The sequence below is a fragment of the Vibrio sp. SCSIO 43133 genome (assembly GCF_023716845.1).
Classification (GTDB): Bacteria; Pseudomonadota; Gammaproteobacteria; order Enterobacterales; family Vibrionaceae; genus Vibrio; species Vibrio mediterranei.
Map to the genome: position 1 here is coordinate 1,168,740 of NZ_CP068025.1, position 22,688 is coordinate 1,191,427.

General features: G+C 43.3%; 25 protein-coding genes. 10 read left to right on the plus strand and 15 right to left on the minus strand.

Annotation, left to right across the window (positions count from 1 at the left end):
* Positions 1-98: 98 nt before the first annotated feature.
* On the plus strand, positions 99-665 hold the full coding sequence (locus tag JKJ11_RS22140) for a hypothetical protein (protein ID WP_252039209.1): 567 nt from the start codon (positions 99-101) through the stop codon (positions 663-665).
* 81 nt (positions 666-746) lie between these two features.
* Here JKJ11_RS22140 and JKJ11_RS22145 read toward each other — a convergent pair whose 3' ends face one another.
* On the minus strand, positions 747-1,037 hold the full coding sequence (locus tag JKJ11_RS22145; protein ID WP_252039211.1) for a hypothetical protein: 291 nt from the start codon (positions 1,035-1,037) through the stop codon (positions 747-749).
* A 234-nt stretch (positions 1,038-1,271) separates the two neighbouring features.
* Positions 1,272-1,715 (minus strand): DUF2753 family protein, encoded by a 444-nt coding sequence (locus JKJ11_RS22150; RefSeq protein ID WP_006070350.1) that lies wholly within the window; start codon positions 1,713-1,715, stop codon positions 1,272-1,274.
* A gap of 179 nt (positions 1,716-1,894) precedes the next feature.
* On the opposite strand from JKJ11_RS22150, the gene JKJ11_RS22155 reads away from it, so the two are divergent.
* Together JKJ11_RS22155 and ykgO are read left to right on the plus strand one after the other, a co-directional pair.
* Complete coding sequence (locus JKJ11_RS22155) at positions 1,895-2,152, plus strand: type B 50S ribosomal protein L31 (protein ID WP_006070349.1); 258 nt, start codon at positions 1,895-1,897, stop codon at positions 2,150-2,152.
* Positions 2,153-2,161: 9 nt separating this feature from the next.
* Positions 2,162-2,305 carry a type B 50S ribosomal protein L36 gene (gene ykgO, locus JKJ11_RS22160; protein WP_006070348.1) on the plus strand — a complete coding sequence of 48 codons (144 nt, stop codon included), beginning with the start codon at positions 2,162-2,164 and terminating at the stop codon, positions 2,303-2,305.
* A 100-nt stretch (positions 2,306-2,405) separates the two neighbouring features.
* Here the strand turns inward: ykgO and JKJ11_RS22165 are convergent, their stop codons facing one another.
* The 6 genes from JKJ11_RS22165 to JKJ11_RS22190 form a co-directional block, all read right to left on the minus strand.
* Positions 2,406-3,665: a metal-dependent hydrolase family protein gene (locus tag JKJ11_RS22165; protein WP_006070347.1), complete on the minus strand. Its 1,260-nt coding sequence runs from the start codon at positions 3,663-3,665 to the stop codon at positions 2,406-2,408.
* A gap of 223 nt (positions 3,666-3,888) precedes the next feature.
* Positions 3,889-5,721, minus strand: a complete 1,833-nt coding sequence (gene glmS / locus JKJ11_RS22170; protein WP_252039212.1) for a glutamine--fructose-6-phosphate transaminase (isomerizing) — start codon at positions 5,719-5,721, stop codon at positions 3,889-3,891.
* Positions 5,722-5,794: 73 nt separating this feature from the next.
* Complete coding sequence (locus JKJ11_RS22175; RefSeq protein ID WP_006070345.1) at positions 5,795-6,562, minus strand: DeoR/GlpR family DNA-binding transcription regulator; 768 nt, start codon at positions 6,560-6,562, stop codon at positions 5,795-5,797.
* Positions 6,563-6,826: 264 nt separating this feature from the next.
* Positions 6,827-7,360 carry an MltR family transcriptional regulator gene (locus tag JKJ11_RS22180; RefSeq protein WP_086027620.1) on the minus strand — a complete coding sequence of 178 codons (534 nt, stop codon included), beginning with the start codon at positions 7,358-7,360 and terminating at the stop codon, positions 6,827-6,829.
* Positions 7,361-7,410: 50 nt separating this feature from the next.
* Positions 7,411-8,559 carry a mannitol-1-phosphate 5-dehydrogenase gene (locus JKJ11_RS22185; protein WP_006070343.1) on the minus strand — a complete coding sequence of 383 codons (1,149 nt, stop codon included), beginning with the start codon at positions 8,557-8,559 and terminating at the stop codon, positions 7,411-7,413.
* Between the two features lie 131 nt (positions 8,560-8,690).
* Positions 8,691-10,583, minus strand: a complete 1,893-nt coding sequence (locus JKJ11_RS22190; RefSeq protein WP_006070342.1) for a PTS mannitol transporter subunit IICBA — start codon at positions 10,581-10,583, stop codon at positions 8,691-8,693.
* Positions 10,584-11,054: 471 nt separating this feature from the next.
* Here JKJ11_RS22190 and JKJ11_RS22195 point away from each other — a divergent pair, with 471 nt between their 5' ends.
* Positions 11,055-11,711: an HAD family hydrolase gene (locus JKJ11_RS22195; RefSeq protein ID WP_031493809.1), complete on the plus strand. Its 657-nt coding sequence runs from the start codon at positions 11,055-11,057 to the stop codon at positions 11,709-11,711.
* A gap of 50 nt (positions 11,712-11,761) precedes the next feature.
* Here JKJ11_RS22195 and JKJ11_RS22200 read toward each other — a convergent pair whose 3' ends face one another.
* The gene (locus JKJ11_RS22200; RefSeq protein ID WP_038227440.1) at positions 11,762-12,784 is read right to left on the minus strand and encodes an MBL fold metallo-hydrolase; all 1,023 of its coding nucleotides are present in this window, start codon (positions 12,782-12,784) and stop codon (positions 11,762-11,764) included.
* A 201-nt stretch (positions 12,785-12,985) separates the two neighbouring features.
* The gene (locus JKJ11_RS22205; RefSeq protein WP_006070339.1) at positions 12,986-13,864 is read right to left on the minus strand and encodes an NAD(P)-dependent oxidoreductase; all 879 of its coding nucleotides are present in this window, start codon (positions 13,862-13,864) and stop codon (positions 12,986-12,988) included.
* Between the two features lie 280 nt (positions 13,865-14,144).
* Between JKJ11_RS22205 and JKJ11_RS22210 the strand changes: the two genes are divergently transcribed.
* Positions 14,145-14,621 (plus strand): SRPBCC domain-containing protein, encoded by a 477-nt coding sequence (locus JKJ11_RS22210; protein WP_006070338.1) that lies wholly within the window; start codon positions 14,145-14,147, stop codon positions 14,619-14,621.
* 25 nt (positions 14,622-14,646) lie between these two features.
* On the opposite strand, the gene JKJ11_RS22215 is transcribed toward JKJ11_RS22210, so the two are convergent.
* Together JKJ11_RS22215 and JKJ11_RS22220 are read right to left on the minus strand one after the other, a co-directional pair.
* Entirely contained in the window at positions 14,647-15,531 is an 885-nt protein-coding gene (locus JKJ11_RS22215) for a LysR family transcriptional regulator (protein ID WP_252039214.1), read from the minus strand.
* A gap of 20 nt (positions 15,532-15,551) precedes the next feature.
* Positions 15,552-16,037 (minus strand): GNAT family N-acetyltransferase, encoded by a 486-nt coding sequence (locus JKJ11_RS22220; RefSeq protein ID WP_252039215.1) that lies wholly within the window; start codon positions 16,035-16,037, stop codon positions 15,552-15,554.
* A gap of 226 nt (positions 16,038-16,263) precedes the next feature.
* Between JKJ11_RS22220 and JKJ11_RS22225 the strand changes: the two genes are divergently transcribed.
* Positions 16,264-17,139: a DMT family transporter gene (locus JKJ11_RS22225; protein ID WP_124941485.1), complete on the plus strand. Its 876-nt coding sequence runs from the start codon at positions 16,264-16,266 to the stop codon at positions 17,137-17,139.
* A gap of 98 nt (positions 17,140-17,237) precedes the next feature.
* Entirely contained in the window at positions 17,238-17,864 is a 627-nt protein-coding gene (locus tag JKJ11_RS22230; RefSeq protein WP_006070334.1) for a hypothetical protein, read from the plus strand.
* On the opposite strand, the gene JKJ11_RS22235 is transcribed toward JKJ11_RS22230, so the two are convergent.
* Positions 17,834-19,612: an SgrR family transcriptional regulator gene (locus JKJ11_RS22235; RefSeq protein ID WP_252039217.1), complete on the minus strand. Its 1,779-nt coding sequence runs from the start codon at positions 19,610-19,612 to the stop codon at positions 17,834-17,836. The two genes, JKJ11_RS22230 and JKJ11_RS22235, sit on opposite strands and share 31 nt — an antisense overlap.
* A gap of 182 nt (positions 19,613-19,794) precedes the next feature.
* Here JKJ11_RS22235 and JKJ11_RS22240 point away from each other — a divergent pair, with 182 nt between their 5' ends.
* Entirely contained in the window at positions 19,795-19,938 is a 144-nt protein-coding gene (locus tag JKJ11_RS22240) for a hypothetical protein (RefSeq protein WP_006070332.1), read from the plus strand.
* A gap of 87 nt (positions 19,939-20,025) precedes the next feature.
* On the opposite strand, the gene JKJ11_RS22245 is transcribed toward JKJ11_RS22240, so the two are convergent.
* Positions 20,026-20,529 carry a L,D-transpeptidase family protein gene (locus JKJ11_RS22245; protein ID WP_006070331.1) on the minus strand — a complete coding sequence of 168 codons (504 nt, stop codon included), beginning with the start codon at positions 20,527-20,529 and terminating at the stop codon, positions 20,026-20,028.
* A 233-nt stretch (positions 20,530-20,762) separates the two neighbouring features.
* Between JKJ11_RS22245 and JKJ11_RS22250 the strand changes: the two genes are divergently transcribed.
* Positions 20,763-21,482, plus strand: coding sequence for an SDR family oxidoreductase (locus tag JKJ11_RS22250; protein WP_062456181.1), 720 nt, complete (start codon positions 20,763-20,765; stop codon positions 21,480-21,482).
* 45 nt (positions 21,483-21,527) lie between these two features.
* Here the strand turns inward: JKJ11_RS22250 and JKJ11_RS22255 are convergent, their stop codons facing one another.
* Positions 21,528-22,184, minus strand: a complete 657-nt coding sequence (locus tag JKJ11_RS22255) for a cupin domain-containing protein (RefSeq protein WP_006070329.1) — start codon at positions 22,182-22,184, stop codon at positions 21,528-21,530.
* Positions 22,185-22,439: 255 nt separating this feature from the next.
* On the opposite strand from JKJ11_RS22255, the gene JKJ11_RS22260 reads away from it, so the two are divergent.
* Positions 22,440-22,583, plus strand: a complete 144-nt coding sequence (locus JKJ11_RS22260) for a hypothetical protein (protein ID WP_006070328.1) — start codon at positions 22,440-22,442, stop codon at positions 22,581-22,583.
* Positions 22,584-22,688 lie beyond the last annotated feature (105 nt).

The window sequence follows — 22,688 nt, forward strand, 5'->3', positions numbered from 1 at the left end:
TAGATAACACACCTAGAGAGTGAGAATTGCGCCCCAAGACGCAGTCTCACTCTCCACTTCTGTTAGACTAAATTCATTCATGTTTGTTGAGAATGCCTATGACTACAGTTCCTTCCTATCTTCAAGATGCTAAAGAGTTGCTATCCCAAGATGGCTTTGCAACCAGTGATGTTTGGTACCACGGCACCTCATCGGCGCTACTAAGTTCAATCCAAGGACAAGGGCTTAAGCGCTCCGGCGACAAAGCTCTTAACCAAGCCGCGAAAAAGACCATGGCAACGATAGGTAACAATTACACCGAATCTGTCGAGCCTGTTTTTCTGACTCAAAGTAAAGAATTGGCTTATTATTGGGCGCAGCAAACCGTTCGAGACCGCAGCGTTCGTTTTGAAGGTGAAGAAGAACCTATTGTCCTTGCGGTCAATTTATCAGAAAAACAACGCGAAAAAGTAAAACCCGATGTAGGTGCGATGAGCCTACTAATGATGAGCGTAGGTGAGCAGTTTATGGCGCACTTAGCGCAGATTTATCAAAGCAACAATATTGAAGGTCCAGATATTGACCTGCGAACCGCGGATAGAATGGATTACTTAAATAAGCTCGGCATGGCCTATATCGATCAAGACGTCAGCCTTGCTTGTGTTAGCGTTGTTTCTGAAGCATAACGCCTACTAGTTTTCCCCCAAGATTTCGAAACCGAGATATCAAATCTCGGTTTCTTTCATTTAACGAACATAGATTTCGCCTTACATTCGCTTGTGGTCTGATGTATTAAGCCCATCACCTTCATGAATCACATTGCCATTGATGGTTATCGAGTCTGGACAGGTCAACGTTTTGCCCCATTTAAGCTCTACGGGCTCTTCGGTACTGCCTTTATAAAGGCAGGTTTTTACTTTTGTGCTGACCACATTCCTAACCAAGACTTCCGCTTCACCAACATACTCACCATGTCGCGGCGTTTGCTCGTTAGCAAATGAGAATGATGAGAGTGAAAGAAGGACTGAAGCCAATATGATTTGAGTAAGTTTGCTCATGGTAATTCCCCTTGACGTTAATCGTTAGCGAATAGCCGAATACTCCTTTACTCTGCTCATATCGAACACTATAAGGCGTTTTTTTGACCAATGAAAAACACGTACCATCAGGCAAACTGATACATTTTCATAAGTCATTGTTTCTTTGCATTGAGAACAACGAACTATCATCACATCTCATATGTAGCCGAAGATTAAATGAGAATTGCATATAGGAGAGAAAACTTAAGCCGATCAATGAATTTTAAACTTCACAATCAACTCACAATCATTTGTCGTTTGCATGTCAGCTATATGATTTGCAACCTTTGGATTCGGATGGCGTTTAAGAAATTCGACCAATGCAGACTTGCAACACCCCAGCGAAGAGATAAAACGATCACAACTAGTACGCGGACATTGAGGTAACAAGGTCATCACTTCTTCTGAAGCTAGTTGTAAGTACTTCAGTTCATATTCACTGTCTCCTTGTGCACGCCAAAAGTCAGCAAGGTTATGGCAGGACATTACTTTAACCGCCAGTAGATCTTCCAACTCTTCAAGGTCTGATGTATCAAATTTCATCTGCTGTGATTCAGACAGCGCGATTTGGTAATGGGCGACCGCTGCCATCAACTCCCCTTGTTTCTCCGCTTCGTCGGCTAACAGTGTATGTCTTTCCCATTTTTTCATATCCATCGGTCTAACCTTCAACTCTCCTTACCAAGAAATTAAATGATATTGATTATCATTTAATTATCAACCGTAACTTTGTTATGGATTAGTCATCACACAGACCACCATTGAAATTTCTGTTGCATTCTTCATTCGATAACGATTATCATTTGCAATGTTATAACATAACAATTAGAGGTATTATGAAACCGAATATTCATCCAAATTATCGTCAGGTTATTTTTCACGATACGAGCGTAGACAAGTACTTTATCGTTGGCTCAACGCTGGAAACAGACCGAACTATCGAGTGGAAGGATGGTAAAACCTATCCGTATATGACTATTGAAGTGTCATCGGAATCACATCCTTATTACACAGGAAAACAAAGAGTTATTCATAAAGAAGGACGTGTAGCTAATTTCAATCGCCGCTTCGGCCATGTCGCTACCAACAAGTAAGGAACACAAATGAAGGTACTTAGCTCACTCAAAAGTGCTAAACAGCGCCACCATGATTGCCAAGTCGTTAAGCGCCGCGGTCGTATTTATGTAATATGCAAATCCAACCCAAGATTTAAAGCGGTTCAAGGAAAAGTGAAGAAGAAAGCCTGACTGCAAGTTATCAATAATAAAAAGGGCAATGAATGATGACTTCACTGCCCTTTTTTGTTGCTCGTTCTTTTACATTGAAGAAAGTGCCGCTTTCATGAGGCTAAAGAGTGTTTTTGTAAACGACACCATCCTTCATGATGATTTTTTGTCTATCGCAATTCATAACACAATCTACGCCATTCAGCGGGTTACCATCGATAATCAATAGATCCGCGTAAGCCCCTTCAACAATCTGACCCAGTTTCCCTTGCGGGTATGGGTGCTGGTACGTTGACATCTCAAACAAGCGCCCACAGTTTGAAGTTGCCATACGCAGCGCTGTTATCGTATCGAACGTTTGCTCGATAGCCGCCAACTCATTAAGTTGAGTCGCATGTACGTCTTTCTCACCCACACAATCAGTACCGAATGCTAAGTTTTGAATATCATACTTCTTAATAAGCTCAGCGGAGTGGAACATCGCTTTGCCAACTCGCTCAGTTTTGCGATAAGTTTCTTCATTTGGCAGCGGTATTTTTCGCTCTGCAATTAAGGAAGACGTGAAGTATGATGGGATAACCCAAATCCCCTTTTCTTTGATAGTTTGTGCGATATCGTCATCCATGATTGTCGCATGTTCAAAAGACATGACTCCCGCTTCAGCAGCTCGACGCATCGCATCTGCGGTATGAATGTGAGCCGCTACGTAGGTTCCATAATCAGAGGCCGCCTCAACAGCCGCTTTCATTTCATCCAACGTGTACTGCAATGTATCTAGTGGATCGAATGTTGAGGAAGCACCACCACCGGCCATAATCTTGATTTGAGAGGCGCCCATAAACAACTGCTCGCGTACTGCTTTTAATACTTCTGCACGACCATCAGCGACTTTCATCGCTCCCAGTTTCATCATCGGTGAATCTTCGTGGTCACCTTTGCGTTCTTGAGCTCGGTTTTGGCGGTAGTCAGAATGACCGCTCGTTTGAGAAATAGCCGCCATAGACGGCAAAATGCGAGGTCCTAATGCGTAACCATTATCGATACTGGTTTTGAGTCCAAGCGTATTACCAGCCACGTCACGAATGGTGGTGAACCCACGCATTAGCATCTCTTCGGAAATCTTGGCCGAACGAATCGCCACTTCCTCACGTGTCATGGTATCAATAACATTAAACGGCGCAGAGAGAGTAATATGTACATGGGCATCAATCAGACCAGGCATAACTGTGCCACCCTTCGCATCAATAACTTCATCAGCAACTGAAAGATCGATATCACCAATCTCTACTATCAAATTGTCTTCTATGAGAATCGACACATTCTCTATCAGCTTGTCATCGACACCGTTAAATACATTTGTATTGATAATCACTTTTTTCATGATGGCTTCCTCTAGAACACTATTAAGTTGATGGAGGCATCATAGACAAAGCGAAGGTTAGTGAATTGCCATTTGGCGACATAACTGTTGATTCTTTAAACAGCCCACACAGAAACCCTAACTCTAAAGAGAAATACTCTGTCGTCTACATACGAAAAGAAAAGCAGCCAATATTCCTATTGGCCGCTTAAATTACTTCATATTTTGTTTTTACAAATTACAGTTACTCAACCGTTACCGCTTTCGCTAGGTTACGTGGCTGGTCCACATCGGTACCTTTGATTAATGCAACATGGTAAGACAGTAGCTGCATTGGTACGGTGTAGTAGATTGGAGCAATGATGTCATCAACGTTTGGCATTTGGATGATCTTCATGTTTTCATCACCTTCAAAGCCTGCTTTCTCATCAGCAAATACATACAGTAGACCGCCACGCGCACGTACTTCTTCAATGTTCGATTTCAGCTTCTCTAGGAGGTCGTTAGTTGGCGCAACAACGACAACTGGCATGTCTGCATCAATAAGTGCTAGAGGACCGTGTTTCAGTTCACCTGCTGCATAAGCTTCTGCGTGAATGTATGAGATCTCTTTGAGTTTCAGCGACGCTTCCATAGCAATTGGGTAGTACTCACCGCGGCCAAGGAATAGTGTGTGATGCTTATCTGCAAAGTCAGTTGCTAATGCCTCGATTTCTTTGTCGAATGCTAGCGCTTTTTCAATATTTGTAGGAAGTTCATGTAGAGATTTTACGATTTCAGCTTCACGTTCTTCGGTCATACGACCTTGCAGACGAGCGATAGACACTACCATCATTAACATTGCTGCTAGTTGAGTCGTAAAGGCTTTCGTCGATGCCACACCAATCTCAGTCCCTGCGCGAGTCATAAAGGCAAAGTCAGACTCACGAACCAACGATGAACCAGCAACGTTACAGATAGTCATTGCCGACATGTAGCCTTTTTCTTTCGCTAAACGAAGAGCAGCCAAAGTATCAGCCGTCTCACCAGACTGAGATAACGTCACTAGCAAGCTATTAGGGCGAACCACAAAATCACGGTAGCGGAACTCAGAAGCAATTTCCACATCACAGCTTACGCCTGCAATCGACTCAAACCAATAGCGAGCAGCCATACCTGAGTTATAAGACGTACCACAAGCGATGATTTGAACGTGATCGACCTTCTTAAGAATATCTACCGCGTTGACACCAATTGTTTCAGTGACTACCGCTTTGTCGGTAATACGACCTTCCATGGTGTTGATCAACGCACGAGGCTGCTCGAAGATCTCTTTTTGCATAAAGTGACGGTATTGACCTTTGTCGCCAGCATCATGTTCCGCATTAGACTCAGTGATTTCACGCTCAACTGGGTTGCCGTCTACATCGATAACAGTAACCTCGCGACGAGTAATTTCTGCCACATCGCCTTCTTCAAGATACATAAAACGGCGTGTCACACTCAATAGAGCCAATTGGTCTGAAGCCAAGAAATTCTCACCAACACCAAAACCAATAACGATTGGACTACCAGAACGAGCTGCCACAATACGGCTTGGGTCTTTACGGTCAACCACAACCGTTCCATAAGCACCATCAAGTTGAGCTGCCGTTTTTTGCAGTGCTTCCACTAGGGTTGCAGAAGTACGCAGTTCCCATTCAACTAAGTGTGCGATAACTTCCGTATCGGTTTGAGATTGGAATACATAACCACGCTCTTGAAGCGTTGCACGTAGCTCTTCATGGTTCTCTATGATGCCATTGTGAACCACAGCGATATCACCGGATACGTGTGGATGAGCGTTCGCCTCTGAAGGCTCGCCGTGTGTTGCCCAGCGAGTATGAGCAATACCTGTACCACCAGTCACATCTTGAGAGTCAACCGCATCCGCGAGCTCTTGAACTTTACCTAAACGACGAACGCGTTTCAGTTCTGAATCTGCATCAACAACGGCTACGCCCGCTGAATCATATCCACGGTACTCCAGACGGCGTAAACCCTCTACCAAAATTTCCGCTACGTCTCGTTGTGCTACCGCACCTACGATTCCACACATATCAATTCTCCGTTTCTTATTTCTGTCTCCCTCTCTGAGTGCAAGCAAATCAATGATGGAGGGAGTAATTTTGTTAAGCGCAAATCACCTTTACGCCGTTCGATTCAATTTGAGCTTTCTGCTCGTTAGTTAAACCTTTGTCTGTAACGACGACATCAATGGCATCCCACGCTAATTCTAGATTAGGAATTTTTCGGCCTATTTTCTCGGATTCAATCATTACCACGACTTCGCGTGCGACTTCTGCCATAACATTACTAAGACCGATTAGCTCATTAAATGTGGTGGTGCCGCGCGCTAAATCGACACCATCGGCACCGATAAATAACTGGTCAAAGTCGTAAGAACGAAGTACCGACTCAGCAACCTGCCCTTGAAATGATTCTGAATGACTATCCCAAGTACCGCCTGTCATTAATAGCGTTGGTTCATTTTCCAAGTCATTGATGGCATTCGCGAGTGACAACGAGTTTGTCATTACCACTAATCCTTTCTTACTGCCAAGCCTTGAGACCAAAGCGCCTGTTGTGCTGCCACAATCGATAACAATTCGATAATGATCATTGATTAGACCAACTGCGGCCTCTGCGATGCTCTCTTTCGAGGCGGACGTCAAACTCGACTCATTCAGCACCTCATCTACAGCTTCTTGAGGTAGTGCTACAGCACCACCATAGCGTCTTAGTAACTGGCCGTTCTTTTCTAAAGAAGTAAGATCTTTACGAATAGTCACTTCAGAGGTGTCGAATAGAGCGGATAGCTCTTCTACGCTCACCTCTCCACGCTCTTTAACAAGTTGAGCAATGGAATGACGTCTGACTTGAGTATTTCGCTTTCGCATTTTAATTTCGATTCAAAACTTAACTGATAGCAAAATTATTTCACAACGTAAGTTATCACGCAAGAAATCCGCTGTATTAAATCTAAGACAGGGTTCATTTGATGAAAAAACACACATAAAACTTTCGTTTCGAAAGATAACATCACGAAGAATGGGTAGTATTTTGAAAAACAGCCGAGGGAAAATTGAGAATAAACTAAGAAGAAAAGAAGGAGAGATAGAAATATAACTTCGGCACAGGATAGTGCCGAAGCTCGTCACTATTTAAACCAGCGGGTTATCTCGACACAGTGTTTCAACCAACTCGGTAATCGCCAGAATAATGGTGGATTTAACGCGTTGATAGTGGCGTTCTAAAAACATTTCCAGCATCACCACATCTAGGCCATCTGTCATGCTTTCATCGTATTCGATCGGCATCATTTTTTGGATAGCACTGATTTTGTTCAACTCAAACAACACGTCTCTTTCGGTAAAGCTCACATCATTTTCTTGATGCTTGGTCCATTCACGCAGTGTTACGAAGATATCGATATCATCGAATACTTCCTTGGAGATAACACCTAGACCTAAAAGTAGCTTAGCCCGAACGAGAATATCCCCCAGCGGACCATCGTTGGTCAGAAGAGGATCCACCACGTACTTCACTGCATAGTCGTCTTTATGAAAAATACTATTGATCAGCGTATCTAACGTATCATCAATCGCATCATAAGCCGCCATAAGGCACTCACTCGCGTCTTTCGCTTCAGACAGCGCCTCTAAAAGTTCAGTTTCATTGGGTGGGTGCAGTGGCATAACATCTCTTAATACAAAGGGTGCCACTTGCGTGGCACCAACAGCTTGAATCATTTGAGCGCTAGATACGCTTCGTGCGCTAGTGTAACAACTTCTGAATCAACATTCAGCTCTGAATAATGAGCGAGTGTTTTAGCAAAGCCTTGTTCAGCAAACATAGCTTGAAGCTCTACTGCTTGTGGATCATCGTCATTCTTATAAAGAAATGCTGCCGCAATACCTTTGATTAAGTGAGAGTTAGGTAAACCGTATTCAATCGTACCGTTTAGTGGTTTGATCAAACGATCTTGTGGGCTTAGCTTACGAATTGGTTGACGACCAACACGATCTACTTCATCACGTAGATATGGGTTGGCAAAACGGTTAAGTATTTTTTGAATGTACGCCGCGTGCACTTCTGCATCAAAGCCGTAACGACGAATTAATACTTCACCACTTTCCTGCATAGCTGCTTGAACATCTGCAAAGATCGCAGGGTCTTCAATAGAATCTTTAATTGTCTCATGGCCTGCAAGCACGCCCAAGTAAGCCGTAATTAGATGGCCAGTATTCAATGTAAACAGTTTACGCTCTACGAACGCCATTAGGTTGTCCGTGCATTCCATGCCTTTAATAGCAGGGATGTCGCCAACAAACTGAGTTTCATCAACAATCCATTCGCTGAACGTTTCTACAGTTACTGCCAGAGGATCGGTTTCGCCTTCCTCAGCAGGAGGAACGATACGGTCTACCGCAGAATCTACAAAGCCAATGTGCTCTTGCGCAAACGCTTTGGCATCTGCTGATAGATGCTCAAACACCATCTCTTTGAGCTGGCTAGTGCCACGAACCATGTTCTCACATGCGATAATATTAAGAGGTGCAGTATTGCCACTTTCTAGACGTTTTTCGATACCTTGAGCAACAGATTTAGAGATAATTTTTAAAACCGTAGGGCCAACAGCGGTTGTTACCATATCAACAGTCGCGATGAGCTCAATGATGTCTGTGCTCGTTGAGTTTACGGCAGTCACATTGTTAACTTGCTCTACAATACAATCTTCGCCAACGATTTTTACTGGGTAGGATTGACGTTCGATTAGGGCATTAACCACTGTTTCGTTTACATCGGCAAATGTTACGTGAATACCCGCATCTGCCAATAGTTTACCAATAAAGCCACGACCGATATTACCTGCGCCAAAATGTAGTGCTTTCATAAGACGTCTTCCTAAATAACTCATTAAAAAAAGAAAAAAACAAAATCAAAAATGAGACCAACAGGGGGAGCGTTGGTCTCGTTTCACTTAGGAGCTATGACTTAAAGCCATGGTGATCATCACCATTTATGCTACTTACCACTTAGGATGCGAAGTACATCCTCAACGTCAGTGGTAGACTTCAAACATTCAACAGCTTCGTCGTCATCAAGTGAATTCGTAATCGCTGTGATAACTTGAATATGTTCATCACCTTGCGCTGCGATACCAATGACCATCTTCGCAACATCATCTTCGTCCTCACCCCATTGAACACCTTCAGGGAATTGGCAGAACACGATACCGGTTTTGTTGACGAACTGTTTTGCTTCAATAGTGCCGTGAGGTACTGCAATCGACTCACCAAGGTACGTAGAAACCAACTCTTCGCGAGCCAACATGCCTTCAACATACTGCGGTTCTACATAACCAAGTTTTACGAGTTGCTCACCAGCAAACTTGATAACTTCTTCTTTGGTTTTTGCTTCCATACCTAAGAAGATATTTTCATTCGAAAGCTTAAGCGTTCCTTCTTCGCTTGAGCTAGTGTCTGCTGGTGCTTCAGGCTTTTTTGGCTCAGCACCCGCTTGTTGTGCATTCACAAGGTCAGAAACCAGACCATCATACAAAGCACCATCTAGGAAGTTGCTTAGAGAAATGTGATGTGAGTTTGCGGCATGCTTACGTGCACGGTCAGTCAGATCTTTATGAGTAATGACGATGTCAGCGTCATCCGGTAGGCTGTTGATCGCTAAGTTAGTTACCGAAATGTCTAAGTTAGCAGCATCTACCTTCTTACGAAGCATGCTTGCGCCCATCGCACTTGAACCCATACCCGCGTCACACGCTACGATGATTTTGCGAACTTTTGCTAAGTCTAGAGCTGCACCAGTTTGACCTTTTGAAGACGCTTTCATGCTTGCCATTTGGCTTGCAGCTTTTTCTAGAGATTCTTCTTCGTCATCTTGTTTAGATGTTTTCATTAGTAGCGATGCGATGAAGAATGTCACTGTTGCTGAGGCAATTACAGATAGAATCACACCAACAAATGAAGACTTAGGAGTCATCAGAAGTACAGCAAAGATTGAACCTGGAGACGCTGGAGATACTAGGCCTGCATCGAACATCGTTAGTGTGAACACACCCGTCATACCACCAGCAATCACTGCGATGATCAGACGTGGGTTCATTAGCACGTATGGGAAATAGATTTCGTGGATACCACCAAAGAAGTGGATGATCGCCGCACCTGGTGCTGACTCTTTAGCATTACCGCGTCCAAAGAACATGTAAGCAAGTAGTAGACCTAGACCTGGACCTGGGTTCGCTTCAATCAGGAAGAAGATTGATTGACCCATTTCTTCGGCTTGTTGGATACCAAGTGGCGAGAAGATACCGTGGTTGATCGCGTTGTTTAGGAACAGGATCTTCGCAGGTTCAACAAAGATAGAGGTTAGAGGCAGAAGACCTGCGTTAACCATTACGCCTACACCCGCAGCAAGTGCAGTAGAGAGTACCTTAACTGCTGGGCCAATAACTAGGAAAGCAAGGATGGCACAAAGCATACCAACGATACCAGCCGAGAAGTTGTTAACCAACATCTCAAAGCCACTCTTAACTTTACCTTCAACTGCTTGGTCAAATTTCTTAATCGCTAGACCGCCAAGTGGACCTACAATCATTGCACCCATAAACATTGGGATATCTGTACCAACAATCACACCCATTGTTGTGATAGCACCAACAACCGCACCTCGGTCGCCAGCAACCATTTTACCGCCGGTATAACCAATCAATAGCGGTAAAAGGTAAGTAATCATCGGACCGACCATCGAACCCAAAGTTTCGTTTGGAATCCATCCGGTTGGAATAAATAGTGCCGTAATCAAACCCCAAGCGATGAATGCGCCAATGTTTGGCATCACCATGTTGGAGAGGAAACGACCAAAGTTCTGTACTTTGATTTTCGCTTCAGGAGATAGCATAAGGTCATCCTCGTTATCAGAAAAAGTAGTCCCTTTGGACCAAAAGTTGTTATTCAAAAGTCCATTAAAAAGTAACACAAGATTTCCAAAAGTCAGCATGACGGCATTTTTGTGATATAAATCACTACACAAAAACCACAAACAACAATAACGAGTGATGTAGATCACGTAATTGCAGCGTTGATAAATTACACAGCAGCTTTATTGATAATAAATCTCATTTATTGTTGATCAGCATCACATTTATTAACCCGTGACACACAAAATAATTAGAGACTCAAGTCACACTTTGATTAAATTACCACTCAGAAAGCTCATCTAACCCTACTTAAAGCCGACCAATATAGCTCAATAAATAGTCGAAAATCGCCATAATGTAATTTTATTACAGATATGTTTTTTGACTTTCATTTAATCTCTGACAAAGTAGCGCTATAAAAACAAAACGTGAAACCTAAGAGGATTACCTAAATGATCTCCGCACTTTTATTTGATATGGACGGATTGATATTCGATACGGAAACGGTCTACAAAAAGAGTTGGCAATACGCGGCTACCCAGATGGGGTATGAATTAACCGACGACTACTATCAAGGTTTTATTGGCGTGCAAGACCCTGACTGTGAACGAATGTTGTGTGAGCACTTTGGTGAAGGATTTGACTTAGCCGCATACAAGGTCATTCGCGACCAACATTTTCATGAAACAAGAGAACAAGGAATAGACTACAAACATGGGTTCCACCAGCTTTTCAAAACGGCTAAGGAACTCAATCTTATCACTGCACTCGTCACCTCCTCCCATTTGCCTGAAGTAAAACATAACTTTCAAAACTCAGACTACCTTGAGCAATTCGATACCATAATTACCGCAGAAGATGTACAAAATGGTAAACCTAGGCCAGATTGCTACATCATGGCATGCCAACGCCTTAACCTGATTCCAAGTGAATGCTTGGTACTGGAAGATTCGAATAATGGCATGCGCGCAGGAAAAGATGCTGGATGCCAGGCAGCGATGATTCCAGACATCACACCACCCCAAAAAGACATCGCTGAAATAGCTGACTATTTATTCGAGTCATTGGAACAGGTCACCGACCTCATTCGTAGCCAAACGAGTTCTTAAACAACGTCGGTGATTACGCAAACCAATGGTGTCAACCAAGATACCATTGGTTAATCCCACCAAACCTGTTGATTCTCAGTTGCACTCAACTCTCGTATGAGTACCTTTTCTCCAATTTTCGGACATACGACATTTACATTGCGTTCACTAGCTTCTCGAACTAGGCGTTTTAACGGCTCATTCCAAGCATGGAAAGAGAGGTCGAAGGTGCTGTTATGAATGGGCAACATGACACTCCCTTTTACATCGATATGCGCTTGAACACTTTGCTCTGGAAACATGTGAATATCGGCCCACCTATCATCATAAGCCCCCGTTTCCATCAACGTTAAATCAAAGGGACCATAACGTTCACCAATATCGCGAAAACCACTGAAATAACCAGAGTCACCACTAAAGTAAATATTTGATTCACTACCCTGTATCACCCAGCTTCCCCACAACGACAAATCACGCTCTTTGTAGGAACGACCAGAGAAATGTTGAGTTGGAGTGAAAACAAACGTCAATGTCCCAATTCTCTCCGACTGCCACCAATCCAATTCTTGGATTTTATTTCGCGCCACCCCCCAGCCAAGTAAATAGTGTCCGACACGCTTCGGTACAAGAAATTGATCAACTCGTTCATGAAGTTGTTTAATGGTTTGTTTATCAAGGTGATCATAATGATCATGACTGATTAAACAGATATCAATGCGAGGAAGATCTTCTAAAGAGATAGGTAAGGGGTGAAAACGCTTAGGACCAACCCAAGACAAAGGCGATGCTCTGTCGCTAAATACAGGATCAGTGAGCAACACTCTACCGTCTATTTTCATTAACACCGCAGAGTGCCCTAAGCGAAATACACAATCGCCTGTATCTGACTCAATACTGTCACGTCTAATCGTTTCAACCGGAATGCTAGGAACCTGAGAGTAGATTAGCTTATCCACATTTAAATATGAACGCAGTGTCGCTAGCGTATCTTTGAAAGAGGGATTGTAGATGAGTTCGGTATTGGTGAATGGTTGAAGCTTAGCTTTGCGGGTAAATGGCAGCGCTTTTACACTGCGAGATAACAACACTGGCATACATGACTTTCCTTGTAGCTGATTATGTTCATTCAGTGTTGCCTGCCAAAATGACATCGAGATGCAAAATACACGAACATTATATGTCGTTAAATTGACCAAACTGAAACAATTGCTAGAGGTGGAGTCTGTATTATTTCCCAAGTAAAAATGACAAAGCCCCGCTTGATAGCGGGGCTCAATTAACTTAGTAGCAAACCGTTACTTCTTAAGTTGAGTAAAGTAGTCGAAGATTACTGGCACGTCGTTTTGAGCTAGACCTGCGTCAACCGCTGCCTGTAGGCTCTTAGAAGTCCCTTCAGCAATCAAAGACTCAGTACCTAGGTCAGATACCATTTCTAGGAAGTAGCCTAGATCTTTGTTTGCATTAGCAATGGAGAAACCCAATTTCTCTTCGCCGTCTACGGCGTAGAACTTACAGAACTGCATAAATGGAGAATTAGATGGGCCTGCTGACATAATGTCGAATAGCTGTTGGCCATCAACACCGGCTAGTTTCGCAACAGCGAATGCCTGCGACATCGTTGCTACAGTGGTCATACCCATAAAGTTATTCACTAGCTTAGTCACGTGACCGGAGCCTAACGCACCAAGGTGGAATACGTTTTCGCCTTGTTCATCAAGAACAGGCTTTACCTTATTAAATGTGTCAATATCACCGGCAGCCATGATGTTTAGTAAACCATCTTTCGCGTGAGCAGGAGTACGACCCAGTGGCGCATCGATCATACCAGCGCCGCGAGCTGCAAGCTCTTCGCCAATCTTGCGAGTGGAAGCAGGGATAGAGGTACCAAAGTCGATAAGTGTTGAACCTTCTTTAATACCAGCTAGGATGCCTTCGTCACCATAAACGACTTTCTCTACTACTGCAGAAGTGGTTAGACACAGCATTACAATGTCGCTGTTTTCAGCCAGCTCTTTTGCCGTTGTTGCTTCTTTAGCGCCACGAGCTACACAAGCAGCAACAGCGTCTTTGTTTAGGTCCATTACGTTTAGCTCGTAACCACGGTTTTGAAGGTTCTCAACCATGTTACCGCCCATAAGGCCTAGGCCGATGAAACCAATGACTGGTTTTGTCATGTGTGACTCCTAAAATACTATTGTATGACTATTTGAGTTAATCATATATGCTCTGTTTGGGTTAAGCAATCAATCTCCGGTGAGATTTTGCGATCAATGCTAGATAATGAGATCTACCACTCGAAAATTGAGCATATAATCATACAAAAGCAGTTTTTCATTACGTTCTGATAACAGAATCTTTATGAAGACTCCGTTCAACGTTAGCCAATTTCTATGACGGCCTGTATATCGTGACTATAGTTAACAAAGGCTCATTAACACGGGAAAACAGATAGGCATGAGCGAGTTAACAGAGATTCATTGGCCTGACTATTACCATCCTAAAAACTCATCCGTACACGTTAAGGAAGAGATTGTCGTACCCTCAGAATGTGAACGGATATGGGCTTGTATCGTTCAAGCGCCTTGTTGGCCTAATTGGCACCATAGAAAAACTGCGGTTCAGATAACAAAAGGTGACACGCGTGAGCTTCACAAAGGAACGATGTTTAACTGGATCACCAAGACCATGAGCTTTGAATGTACGGTAGTGGAATATATCCCTCACGAGCGTATTGCCTGGAAAGGGAAATGTGGAGACGTTGTTATGTACCACGCTTGGCTATTAAGTCCTTGCGACAACGGTTGCCGCATTGTCACTGAATCAACTCAGCGAGGTGGACTCCGTTGGCTAACCGGTAGATTCGTGACCAAACAAGTGGCGGCTCATCACCAACAATGGTTGCATCTACTATGTGAGCAAGCAAAAGGATAACCAAATCATAGAAGACAGGCAGCGTCTACAACAGCGAAAACACTGTGTCGCGTAACCAACGGTGAGCCACATCATTTTGCCATTTAGCATGCCACAGTAAATAGTAACTGTGTGACGGCAATGAAAATGGCAGCGGGTGAATGTCAAAGTCGGATTTGTCTGGCAATCTTTCTACAAGATACTTAGGCAGCGTTACCAATAAATCACTTTCTCGTACAACGTCCAGAGCTTCGCGAGCGCTCGACAACGTTAACGCTACATTTCTTTTTACCGATAAGTTGGCAAAAAACTCGTTCACCTCAAGATCAATATTCGCCACCAAATGCAGTAAGACATGCCGAGACTCAAGATATCGCTCAAGACAAAGCGTCTGTTGAGACTTGTGATGCTCTTTAGACCTAACAACAACATAGTCGTTGTCAGCAATGCGCTTCCCATAGATGTTGTCCGGGATCCGGTGTGCTGGGGTGATCAGTATATCGACATCCTCCGTGGACAACTCATCAATATCCCGATGTTGCCACAATTCCATACTGAAGGAGGCATTCGGCGCTTGACTCATCAACGCCAAACTCAAGTCTTTTACCAGCGATAATGAACTAAAACTTGAATACGCTATTCGATAGGTGCGCTTTATTTCACTGGGCTCAATCGAACTGTCTGAATATAAGCCTTCAATGGCGCTAAGAACATGAGGTAGCGCTCGTTTAAGCGACTCCCCACGTGCCGTGAGCATGAATGTTTTTCCCTCTCGAATTAACAGAGGGTCAGAAAACTCCGCTCTTAGTTGAGTAAGATTTCTACTCATCGCCGACTGAGTTACTCGCAACCGTTCTGCAGCTTCAGTGAGGCTACGTGTTTCAAGTAGAGCTTGCAGTGGTCGCAATAACTTGTAGTTGTGTCCTATCATCCGTAACGCGATTTCCTTTTTTACGGTAGAGACTTAAGCATCCAAACATCGCAACCGTTATGCAGCGTACCTTCATAGGGTGCGTTTAAATGTGTGAAACCAAAGTTCTCGTACAATCTCACTGCTGCCGACATGGAAGTGAGTGTGTCCAAGTAGCAAGATGCGTAGCCTTGTTCAGTCGCGAACGCTAAACATTGCTGCACTAACTCCTTACCTAATCCAAGCCCGCGAGTTTCAGGTAGTAAGAAAAGTTTCTTTAGCTCGCATACGTCTTGATGATCACCAAATGGTGCTAATCCGCAACCTCCAACTACCTTGCCATCCACTAGCGCAACAAGATACAAACTGCGATTTACTTCACTGTAGTTTTCGCTCATTGCTAACACTTCTGGATCCGAAGGACCAAACCCTTCGCCCACTGCGCCAAACTCGGCTCCCACGGACTGAATCACAGCACACAACGCCTCATCGTACTTTGGCATCGCATTTACTATTTCGACTTTCATAATGTTCTCTACTTCTATTAAATGCCTTTTCACTGTATGCCGCTTTAAAGCTCTATAAAAGTGATATTTAGTTTAGTTAATCATGATAAAAAGTGATAGTTATACAATTATGCAGAGTAACTCTGATTAGATGGAAGTGAAAAACATAATATATAAGTTATTGGTTATTCCGTGAAAGGACTCTGACCGTTAGGATAATGACTCGGTTGTAACTGATTGAAGCCCGATGAACAAAAACTTCTCTTTGGCGCTCACCGCCATGACGGCATTTGCGCTTAACTCTCTATTCTGTCGATTCGCTTTGGGAACCGAGGTCATCGATCCAGTAGGGTTTACTTTAATTCGCTTAGTCAGTGGAGCCGTCACCTTGGTTGCCCTTAGCTATCTATTGGACGACCAACGACAAAACCAAAGCTCACTTAAGCTCAGTCAATGTCAATCACTCTCCCTAGGCTTGTCACTTTTTGGCTATGCATTGCTATTTTCTTTTGCTTACATCACGCTTGATACTGGGACTGGCGCCTTAATCTTGTTTGGCACCGTACAATTGGCACTGATCGCTTATCACCGAATCAGTGGCCATGAAATATCCAAGTTAGAGATGGTGGGTATTGCCATCGCGTTAACCGGTTTTGCTTCATTACTATTACCGTCCGCATCTCAACCTTCTGTTGTCGGCACTGTGCTGATGGTCTTATCTGGGGTTTGCTGGAGTATCTTCACAATATTAGGGAAAAGCGTCCCATCTCCTATCTTAGCCACTAAACAAGGTTTTCTCGTGGCCAGTGGATTCATGATTCTCTATTTTATTTTGAGCCTATTTGTTAGTTCAGAGTCGATTCTATTCAATGCATCCGGTGCTCTTTACGCCGTGTTATCGGGTTCGCTCGCCTCTGCTGTAGGTTACTTTTTATGGTACTCACTGCTTCCGAAGATCGATGTGCTTGATGCGTCATTACTGCAGCTAACAGTCCCTGTTATTGCTATGGTTCTTGGTTGGCTATTTATCGGTGAAACCGTGTCTGCCATGTCGCTCCTATCAACCTTTCTTATATTGGGCGGAATAGGTTTAGTGTCTTGGTTTAAGTTGCAACGTAAATAGAAAATACAGATAGGATACAAAACGTTAATTGGTATCTACCTTAAAGTTGAACTAAGTTAGTAGCATTAAAATAGTCACCTATTCTGCTTGGGATACCCATGAAAACGTTATTAACTATCGCCCTGACCCTTCTATTACCATTGCAAAGCGTCTTTGCCGCGACCTCAGAAACTACAGAGCCGAGCGAGCTAGAGGAGCCATTAGTCAATATTAAAATGATGCTAGATCTTAAGGGAATCGAACAGTCCATTGAGCGCTCTGCAGTTGCCATCGATAATTTGGCGACATCGTTAACTTTACTGTCAAAAAATGAAAGCCTGAATGAGGAACAACGACAAGTGCTCGTTGATACCATGGATAACATCAACGAACTCACTGAGATGTCCAAACAATCACTTATTGCCTTACCGGGCGCTTTAGAACAATCACAAAACTCCATCGCCAACAGCACCAAAAAATTTGCCTACGACGTTCGATTTAATGTGTTATTATTGCTTGCTCTACTTGTCTTCGCCATTGTTCTGGCTCTAATTGCAGCGTACTGGTTAATTCTTCGTCCAATGCAAGGCACCATTATTCACGCCACACGAAACGTGTCCAAAATGGCCAGTGCGATCCATCAAACGGCAGAATCGTTAGAAACGACCACAGCCAATCAAAAGGTGCTAACCGAACGCTTAGCAGCGCACGAGGTTCAATCTACAGACCAAACATCACGTAATTGAGGCCAGCCCCAAGTCGTGATTTCCACACCTTTCAAGATGCCATGAAAGCTCAATGTTTGACGATGATGAAACATTGGGCTGGCTAACCCTTCATGTATCAAAAGCGAACCTAGCTGTTCTAACTGTTTTAAATAATCACTTGGCTTTGAACTCGCCCTAATCTTGTCAATCTCCGAAATAAGGCAATCACTGGCTTGTTTACCAATTGCAGAATGAAGTACGGGGTCACTAAGGAAAAACAATAAAGCCGATACCTGCCTATTATCATCTAAGTTTAAGCTGCTCATAATAAGCTCTTCTTCAAACCCTTCTGCCATAGCTTTTTCAATAAACTCATGAAACTTGTACAAATTGAGTTGTACTTTCACCCCTCGTCGCTCAAGAATTTTCTTCGCGGCATCAGCGCTTCGTAAAACACCGGGATGAGCATAGAAAGCTATCTGAATAGTTTCAGGTAGGTCAACGGGCTGAGCGGTATGAATTCGCTTAACGTTGTGCCAGAAAGGAAAGAAATTACTCGCTATTTCCGCACCGAAGGTACGCTGATCCAGCGTTAACTGGTGCCAAACATTTTCACCGCATAAGGTTTCACTAAACCAACGTCGTTGAGGATAAGTAAGTGCTCTACCATGCTGATTAAAGAGGAGAAACAGGCAACCATCTTCAATTCTTGCTCGTGATGTGGCACTGAGCAATTCATTCTGGTCAAAGTCGATGGCGGGATGGGATATAGTCGACCTAGATGAGGGCTCGATACGCTTAATGGTGGGTGAAACACGGTGCGCACATGCTGCATCACGTTCAGTCACTTTCTCTATACTGCCATCCAAAGACCAAATCGTAACGTTATCTGTTAAGGCTCTTAGCCCAAAATACTGTTCATTAGCAACGAGGGAGAGTACTTGTTCTGAATGGTTATTAAGTGAAAAGACACCACTACCGACTATGTTTCGATCATTTTGTGCCAATTGCTCTGGCGGCTGTATCGAATACTTAAGATCGGTGAGCAGCGCGGCAAACCCTCTGTCAGGACGGCTAAGATTGATGGTCATCACATAGGGGGGCTTAACGTCTATGGATTCCAAGTGGTCGAGCTCATTCGCATAGTAGCAATGTTGCTGAAGTTGCAACAATAAGCTTTTAATCGTCTTAGCATCAATCTGGTCACCGTTGTCAAAAAACACGGAAGGTCGAATGTAGAACGTCCAAACTTGAAACGACGGGTCCACTTCCCAATGATGCGCCACATCAGGTTTGAGCTCGCCAGCTTTATCCATTGAAACCAGACAACTATAGAGCTGGCGATTCAAGAATCGTTCGCTATTTCGATGTGGAATATGAGGAACTAATCGAGTTAATGGCCGGTTATAGGTCAGTTGGACATTGACACGTCCTTCAGTGATTTTTGCACCTGAGGTTTGTTGTAGCAGTTGACCAAACGCCACTTGATCATTATCTAAAAATTCCAGAGCCCGGTCATACTTACCCTCTTTAACCCATTGAGAAGCAATACGACGTTTAACCTCCCCTTCAGACAATAATCGAATGAGTGTAGAGCGCTGGTTTCGGCCCGCTCTGGGCACCCAAGTAATCCATTCCGCTTGGCTTAGGTGTTTTAGGATCGAACGCGTGTGCCTTGGGCTAGAAAAGAAACGCTCTGCGACGTCAGAAAGTGTCACTGCATGCTGATGACCGACTTCAAAAGCCTCTAGGCGCTTAAAGTAACGGTAAAGGTTAATACTTTCCAAAAACAGGTACCAATTCGTCTTATTAATGTTCCTTATTTTAGCAATTTAAACCCGCATTCATAGATTAATCGCCAGAGCTTTACTTATAAGGAACATTTGAGACAAAAATAACTCTGTTTTTAACTGCCGCATTTTAACCGACAATGAGTTCAGATTCTGAAGCAAACTCAGGCTGGAGGAACATGATGAAACACACTAAGCCTAAAGCAAAACAAGATGCAAAACGTCCATTGCGAGACTACTACTTGGCTCAACTTGCCGGCAGTAAATCCAAATTCAAATCAGAAACGTTGATTCGACTGGCCCAAACCTGCAACTACATGTAACTAAGAATTTAGCGACGGTAAGATCCATTATGTTTATGCTCAACCCCCGCAATCATAAGCTTGCTGTCGCTATTCCGACTAACTTCATTACCATCGAATATAAATAGGCGTGCCTATTTTCACTAAAGAAACAAGCTCATCCATCTCATCGTTAGTAATGGCAATACAACCATTAGTCCAATCAAAGCTTTGTACGAATTGAGGTGGCTTAGTATTGTTGTTCTTCAACCCATGAATTTTAATGTTGCCGCCAGGCGCGACACCCAAACTCTTTGCACGATTTTTGTCTCTCAGGTTAGGATAACTAATGTGCATGGAGCGATAAAAAGCGGAATCGTCCATAACAAAATCGAGATAGTACTTTCCTTCCGGCGTTCGATTATCACCCTCTTGGATTTTATGCCCTCTCGGATTCTTACCAAGCGCAATCCTATACTCACGGATAACAGTATCGCCATCCATCAAGTACATTCGCCTTGCTGATTTCTTTACCTCTACTCTATCAATTTTGACATCTGGAGAGATCTCCAGACCAAAAGACCGAAATGGCAGCCCCACTATAACCAATACAACTAATAACCACTTATACATCAGTTCGTCCCCTAACAACTGACAGGAATTTTAACCCTTTCTGACACACGATCCAACGAGGTGTTTAGGTGCATATCTTTTTTAGTATAGGAACAGAAGGTTAGTTTTCATTGTTGCTATATGACAACACAGTTTCAATTAAATCCCCATATATCAACAATAATTCATCTACTACAATACACACATCTTCGAAAAAGAAGTCTAATCACAAATAACACTTAGAGGGTGAACAAATGAAAAAGCTGATTGTAATTACAGGTGCGAGTTCTGGTATTGGTGAAGCGATTGCTCGTCGTTTAAGTGACGCTGGTCACCCACTATTGCTTTTGGCTCGTCGTGTAGAAAAACTTGAAGCACTGCAACTTCCTAACACACTGTGTGAAAAAGTCGACATCACTGACAAAGCTACGTTTGAAGCTGCAATCGCTAAAGCTGAAGCGCAGTTTGGTCCTGCCGATGCTCTTATCAACAATGCCGGCATGATGCTACTTGGCCAGATCGATACGCAAGACTCTGCAGAGTGGAAAACCATGTTTGACGTTAATGTACTAGGTCTACTAAACGGCATGCAAGCGGTGCTAGCACCAATGAAAGCTCGTAACTCTGGCACTATTATCAACATCAGTTCCATTGCAGGTCGCAAGACGTTCGGCAATCACGCTGCTTATTGTGGTACTAAATTTGCCGTTCACGCAATATCAGAAAACGTACGTGAAGAAGTAGCAGAATCAGACGTACGTGTTGTTACTATTGCACCCGGCGCTGTAGAAACTGAGCTTCTTTCACATACTACTTCTCAAGAAATTAAAGACGGTTACGATGAGTGGAAAGAAGTGATGGGTGGCGTGTTAGCTGCAGATGATGTGGCTCGTGCGGTTGAGTTTGCTTACTCACAACCTCAAAACGTCTGTATTCGTGAAATCGTATTAGCACCAACACGTCAACAGCCTTAATAAGACTTGCTGTTGAAAAGCGTAAGGCGGCAATCTATTGTCGCCTTATTTTTTGATTGGTAAATGGCCGGTCTTAAACCAAATAGTTGTCGGTTGTTTTACATAAGGTGTATGTTGGCTTTCGTGAGGGCTTCGCGTCCATGTTCCTTTGGGGTATTCTCCGTGCTCGTCTATCAAGGTCCCTTCTATAACGAACAATTCTTCACCACCAAAATGACCATGTGGATGGTAGTTATCCGGACCATTCCAACGCAGTAGCACAACATTCTCCTGATTGAAGGAGTGCAAAGGCAGAATTTCCATTTGACCTATCCCCGGTAGCCATTCTGCTTGGGTCGTATCAACTCTAACAGACTTGAGATCATTCTCATCAAACTGATTGAGTTTCACCAAGATGACACACCCTTGCTTACTAAATGGCGCGTGTGAACTACCCGGAGGGTTTCGAAGGTATGTGCCTGCTGGGTAATCTCCCGTTTCATCAGAAAACACACCTTCTAATACCAATATCTCTTCACCCAGAGGATGCGAGTGTTGACTAAACCGAGTTCCTGGGAGGTATTCAACGATGCTAGTAACATGACCTGACTCAGCGGCTTCTCGTTCTAAAGGCTTCCGATTCACACCATTTGCGGGAGAGGCGATCCATTCCATAGTCAATGTATCGATAACAACTCTTTGGGAGAAATCCATATTCAACATACAACGTATCCCTTGTTGATTGATGATTTAATTATAAGATATTTGTTTCAAAACACGTACAAACATTTCAATATATCAAATTACATTCCCAGACTTGTCATTGTAAGCAGTTGTAAATTTATGACCTATTCGCTTTTTATACAATTAGTTCAAAGATAAAGTTCAATATATAGCTTGACGTCGCAATTAATATTCTACCAATGACATAAAATAAATAGCAGATAAATACTGTTCACGTTTCAAAGGAGAAGCGATATGGAGAAGATAATTAATACCATTGGCCTCTGCATCATAGCAAGCAAATATGCCATTGTACTACTTGTAGCTGGTATTACTTTCAGTACTGGTGCTTTAGCGACAGAATTACTGCTCTGCACTGGGTTAGAAAGCTCTGAATAGGACATAATAATACTTCGCAAGGAATGAGGGAATATTAGCGGCATTCATTTTTAACTTCTTTTAGTTGCTTAATATTTCAGGGAGCATTACTGCTCCCTTTTTTAT

Excerpts from the sequence above, each read along its gene's own strand:
- JKJ11_RS22140 (WP_252039209.1), top strand. The coding sequence starts at position 99 with ATGACTACAGTTCCTTCCTATCTTCAAGATGCTAAAGAGTTGCTATCC.
- JKJ11_RS22145 (WP_252039211.1), bottom strand. The coding sequence starts at position 1,037 with ATGAGCAAACTTACTCAAATCATATTGGCTTCAGTCCTTCTTTCACTC.
- JKJ11_RS22150 (WP_006070350.1), bottom strand. The coding sequence starts at position 1,715 with ATGGATATGAAAAAATGGGAAAGACATACACTGTTAGCCGACGAAGCG.
- JKJ11_RS22155 (WP_006070349.1), top strand. The coding sequence starts at position 1,895 with ATGAAACCGAATATTCATCCAAATTATCGTCAGGTTATTTTTCACGAT.
- ykgO (WP_006070348.1), top strand. The coding sequence starts at position 2,162 with ATGAAGGTACTTAGCTCACTCAAAAGTGCTAAACAGCGCCACCATGAT.
- JKJ11_RS22165 (WP_006070347.1), bottom strand. The coding sequence starts at position 3,665 with ATGAAAAAAGTGATTATCAATACAAATGTATTTAACGGTGTCGATGAC.
- glmS (WP_252039212.1), bottom strand. The coding sequence starts at position 5,721 with ATGTGTGGAATCGTAGGTGCGGTAGCACAACGAGACGTAGCGGAAATT.
- JKJ11_RS22175 (WP_006070345.1), bottom strand. The coding sequence starts at position 6,562 with ATGCGAAAGCGAAATACTCAAGTCAGACGTCATTCCATTGCTCAACTT.
- JKJ11_RS22180 (WP_086027620.1), bottom strand. The coding sequence starts at position 7,360 with ATGCCACTGCACCCACCCAATGAAACTGAACTTTTAGAGGCGCTGTCT.
- JKJ11_RS22185 (WP_006070343.1), bottom strand. The coding sequence starts at position 8,559 with ATGAAAGCACTACATTTTGGCGCAGGTAATATCGGTCGTGGCTTTATT.
- JKJ11_RS22190 (WP_006070342.1), bottom strand. The coding sequence starts at position 10,583 with ATGCTATCTCCTGAAGCGAAAATCAAAGTACAGAACTTTGGTCGTTTC.
- JKJ11_RS22195 (WP_031493809.1), top strand. The coding sequence starts at position 11,055 with ATGATCTCCGCACTTTTATTTGATATGGACGGATTGATATTCGATACG.
- JKJ11_RS22200 (WP_038227440.1), bottom strand. The coding sequence starts at position 12,784 with ATGCCAGTGTTGTTATCTCGCAGTGTAAAAGCGCTGCCATTTACCCGC.
- JKJ11_RS22205 (WP_006070339.1), bottom strand. The coding sequence starts at position 13,864 with ATGACAAAACCAGTCATTGGTTTCATCGGCCTAGGCCTTATGGGCGGT.
- JKJ11_RS22210 (WP_006070338.1), top strand. The coding sequence starts at position 14,145 with ATGAGCGAGTTAACAGAGATTCATTGGCCTGACTATTACCATCCTAAA.
- JKJ11_RS22215 (WP_252039214.1), bottom strand. The coding sequence starts at position 15,531 with ATGATAGGACACAACTACAAGTTATTGCGACCACTGCAAGCTCTACTT.
- JKJ11_RS22220 (WP_252039215.1), bottom strand. The coding sequence starts at position 16,037 with ATGAAAGTCGAAATAGTAAATGCGATGCCAAAGTACGATGAGGCGTTG.
- JKJ11_RS22225 (WP_124941485.1), top strand. The coding sequence starts at position 16,264 with ATGAACAAAAACTTCTCTTTGGCGCTCACCGCCATGACGGCATTTGCG.
- JKJ11_RS22230 (WP_006070334.1), top strand. The coding sequence starts at position 17,238 with ATGAAAACGTTATTAACTATCGCCCTGACCCTTCTATTACCATTGCAA.
- JKJ11_RS22240 (WP_006070332.1), top strand. The coding sequence starts at position 19,795 with ATGATGAAACACACTAAGCCTAAAGCAAAACAAGATGCAAAACGTCCA.
- JKJ11_RS22245 (WP_006070331.1), bottom strand. The coding sequence starts at position 20,529 with ATGTATAAGTGGTTATTAGTTGTATTGGTTATAGTGGGGCTGCCATTT.
- JKJ11_RS22250 (WP_062456181.1), top strand. The coding sequence starts at position 20,763 with ATGAAAAAGCTGATTGTAATTACAGGTGCGAGTTCTGGTATTGGTGAA.
- JKJ11_RS22255 (WP_006070329.1), bottom strand. The coding sequence starts at position 22,184 with ATGTTGAATATGGATTTCTCCCAAAGAGTTGTTATCGATACATTGACT.
- JKJ11_RS22260 (WP_006070328.1), top strand. The coding sequence starts at position 22,440 with ATGGAGAAGATAATTAATACCATTGGCCTCTGCATCATAGCAAGCAAA.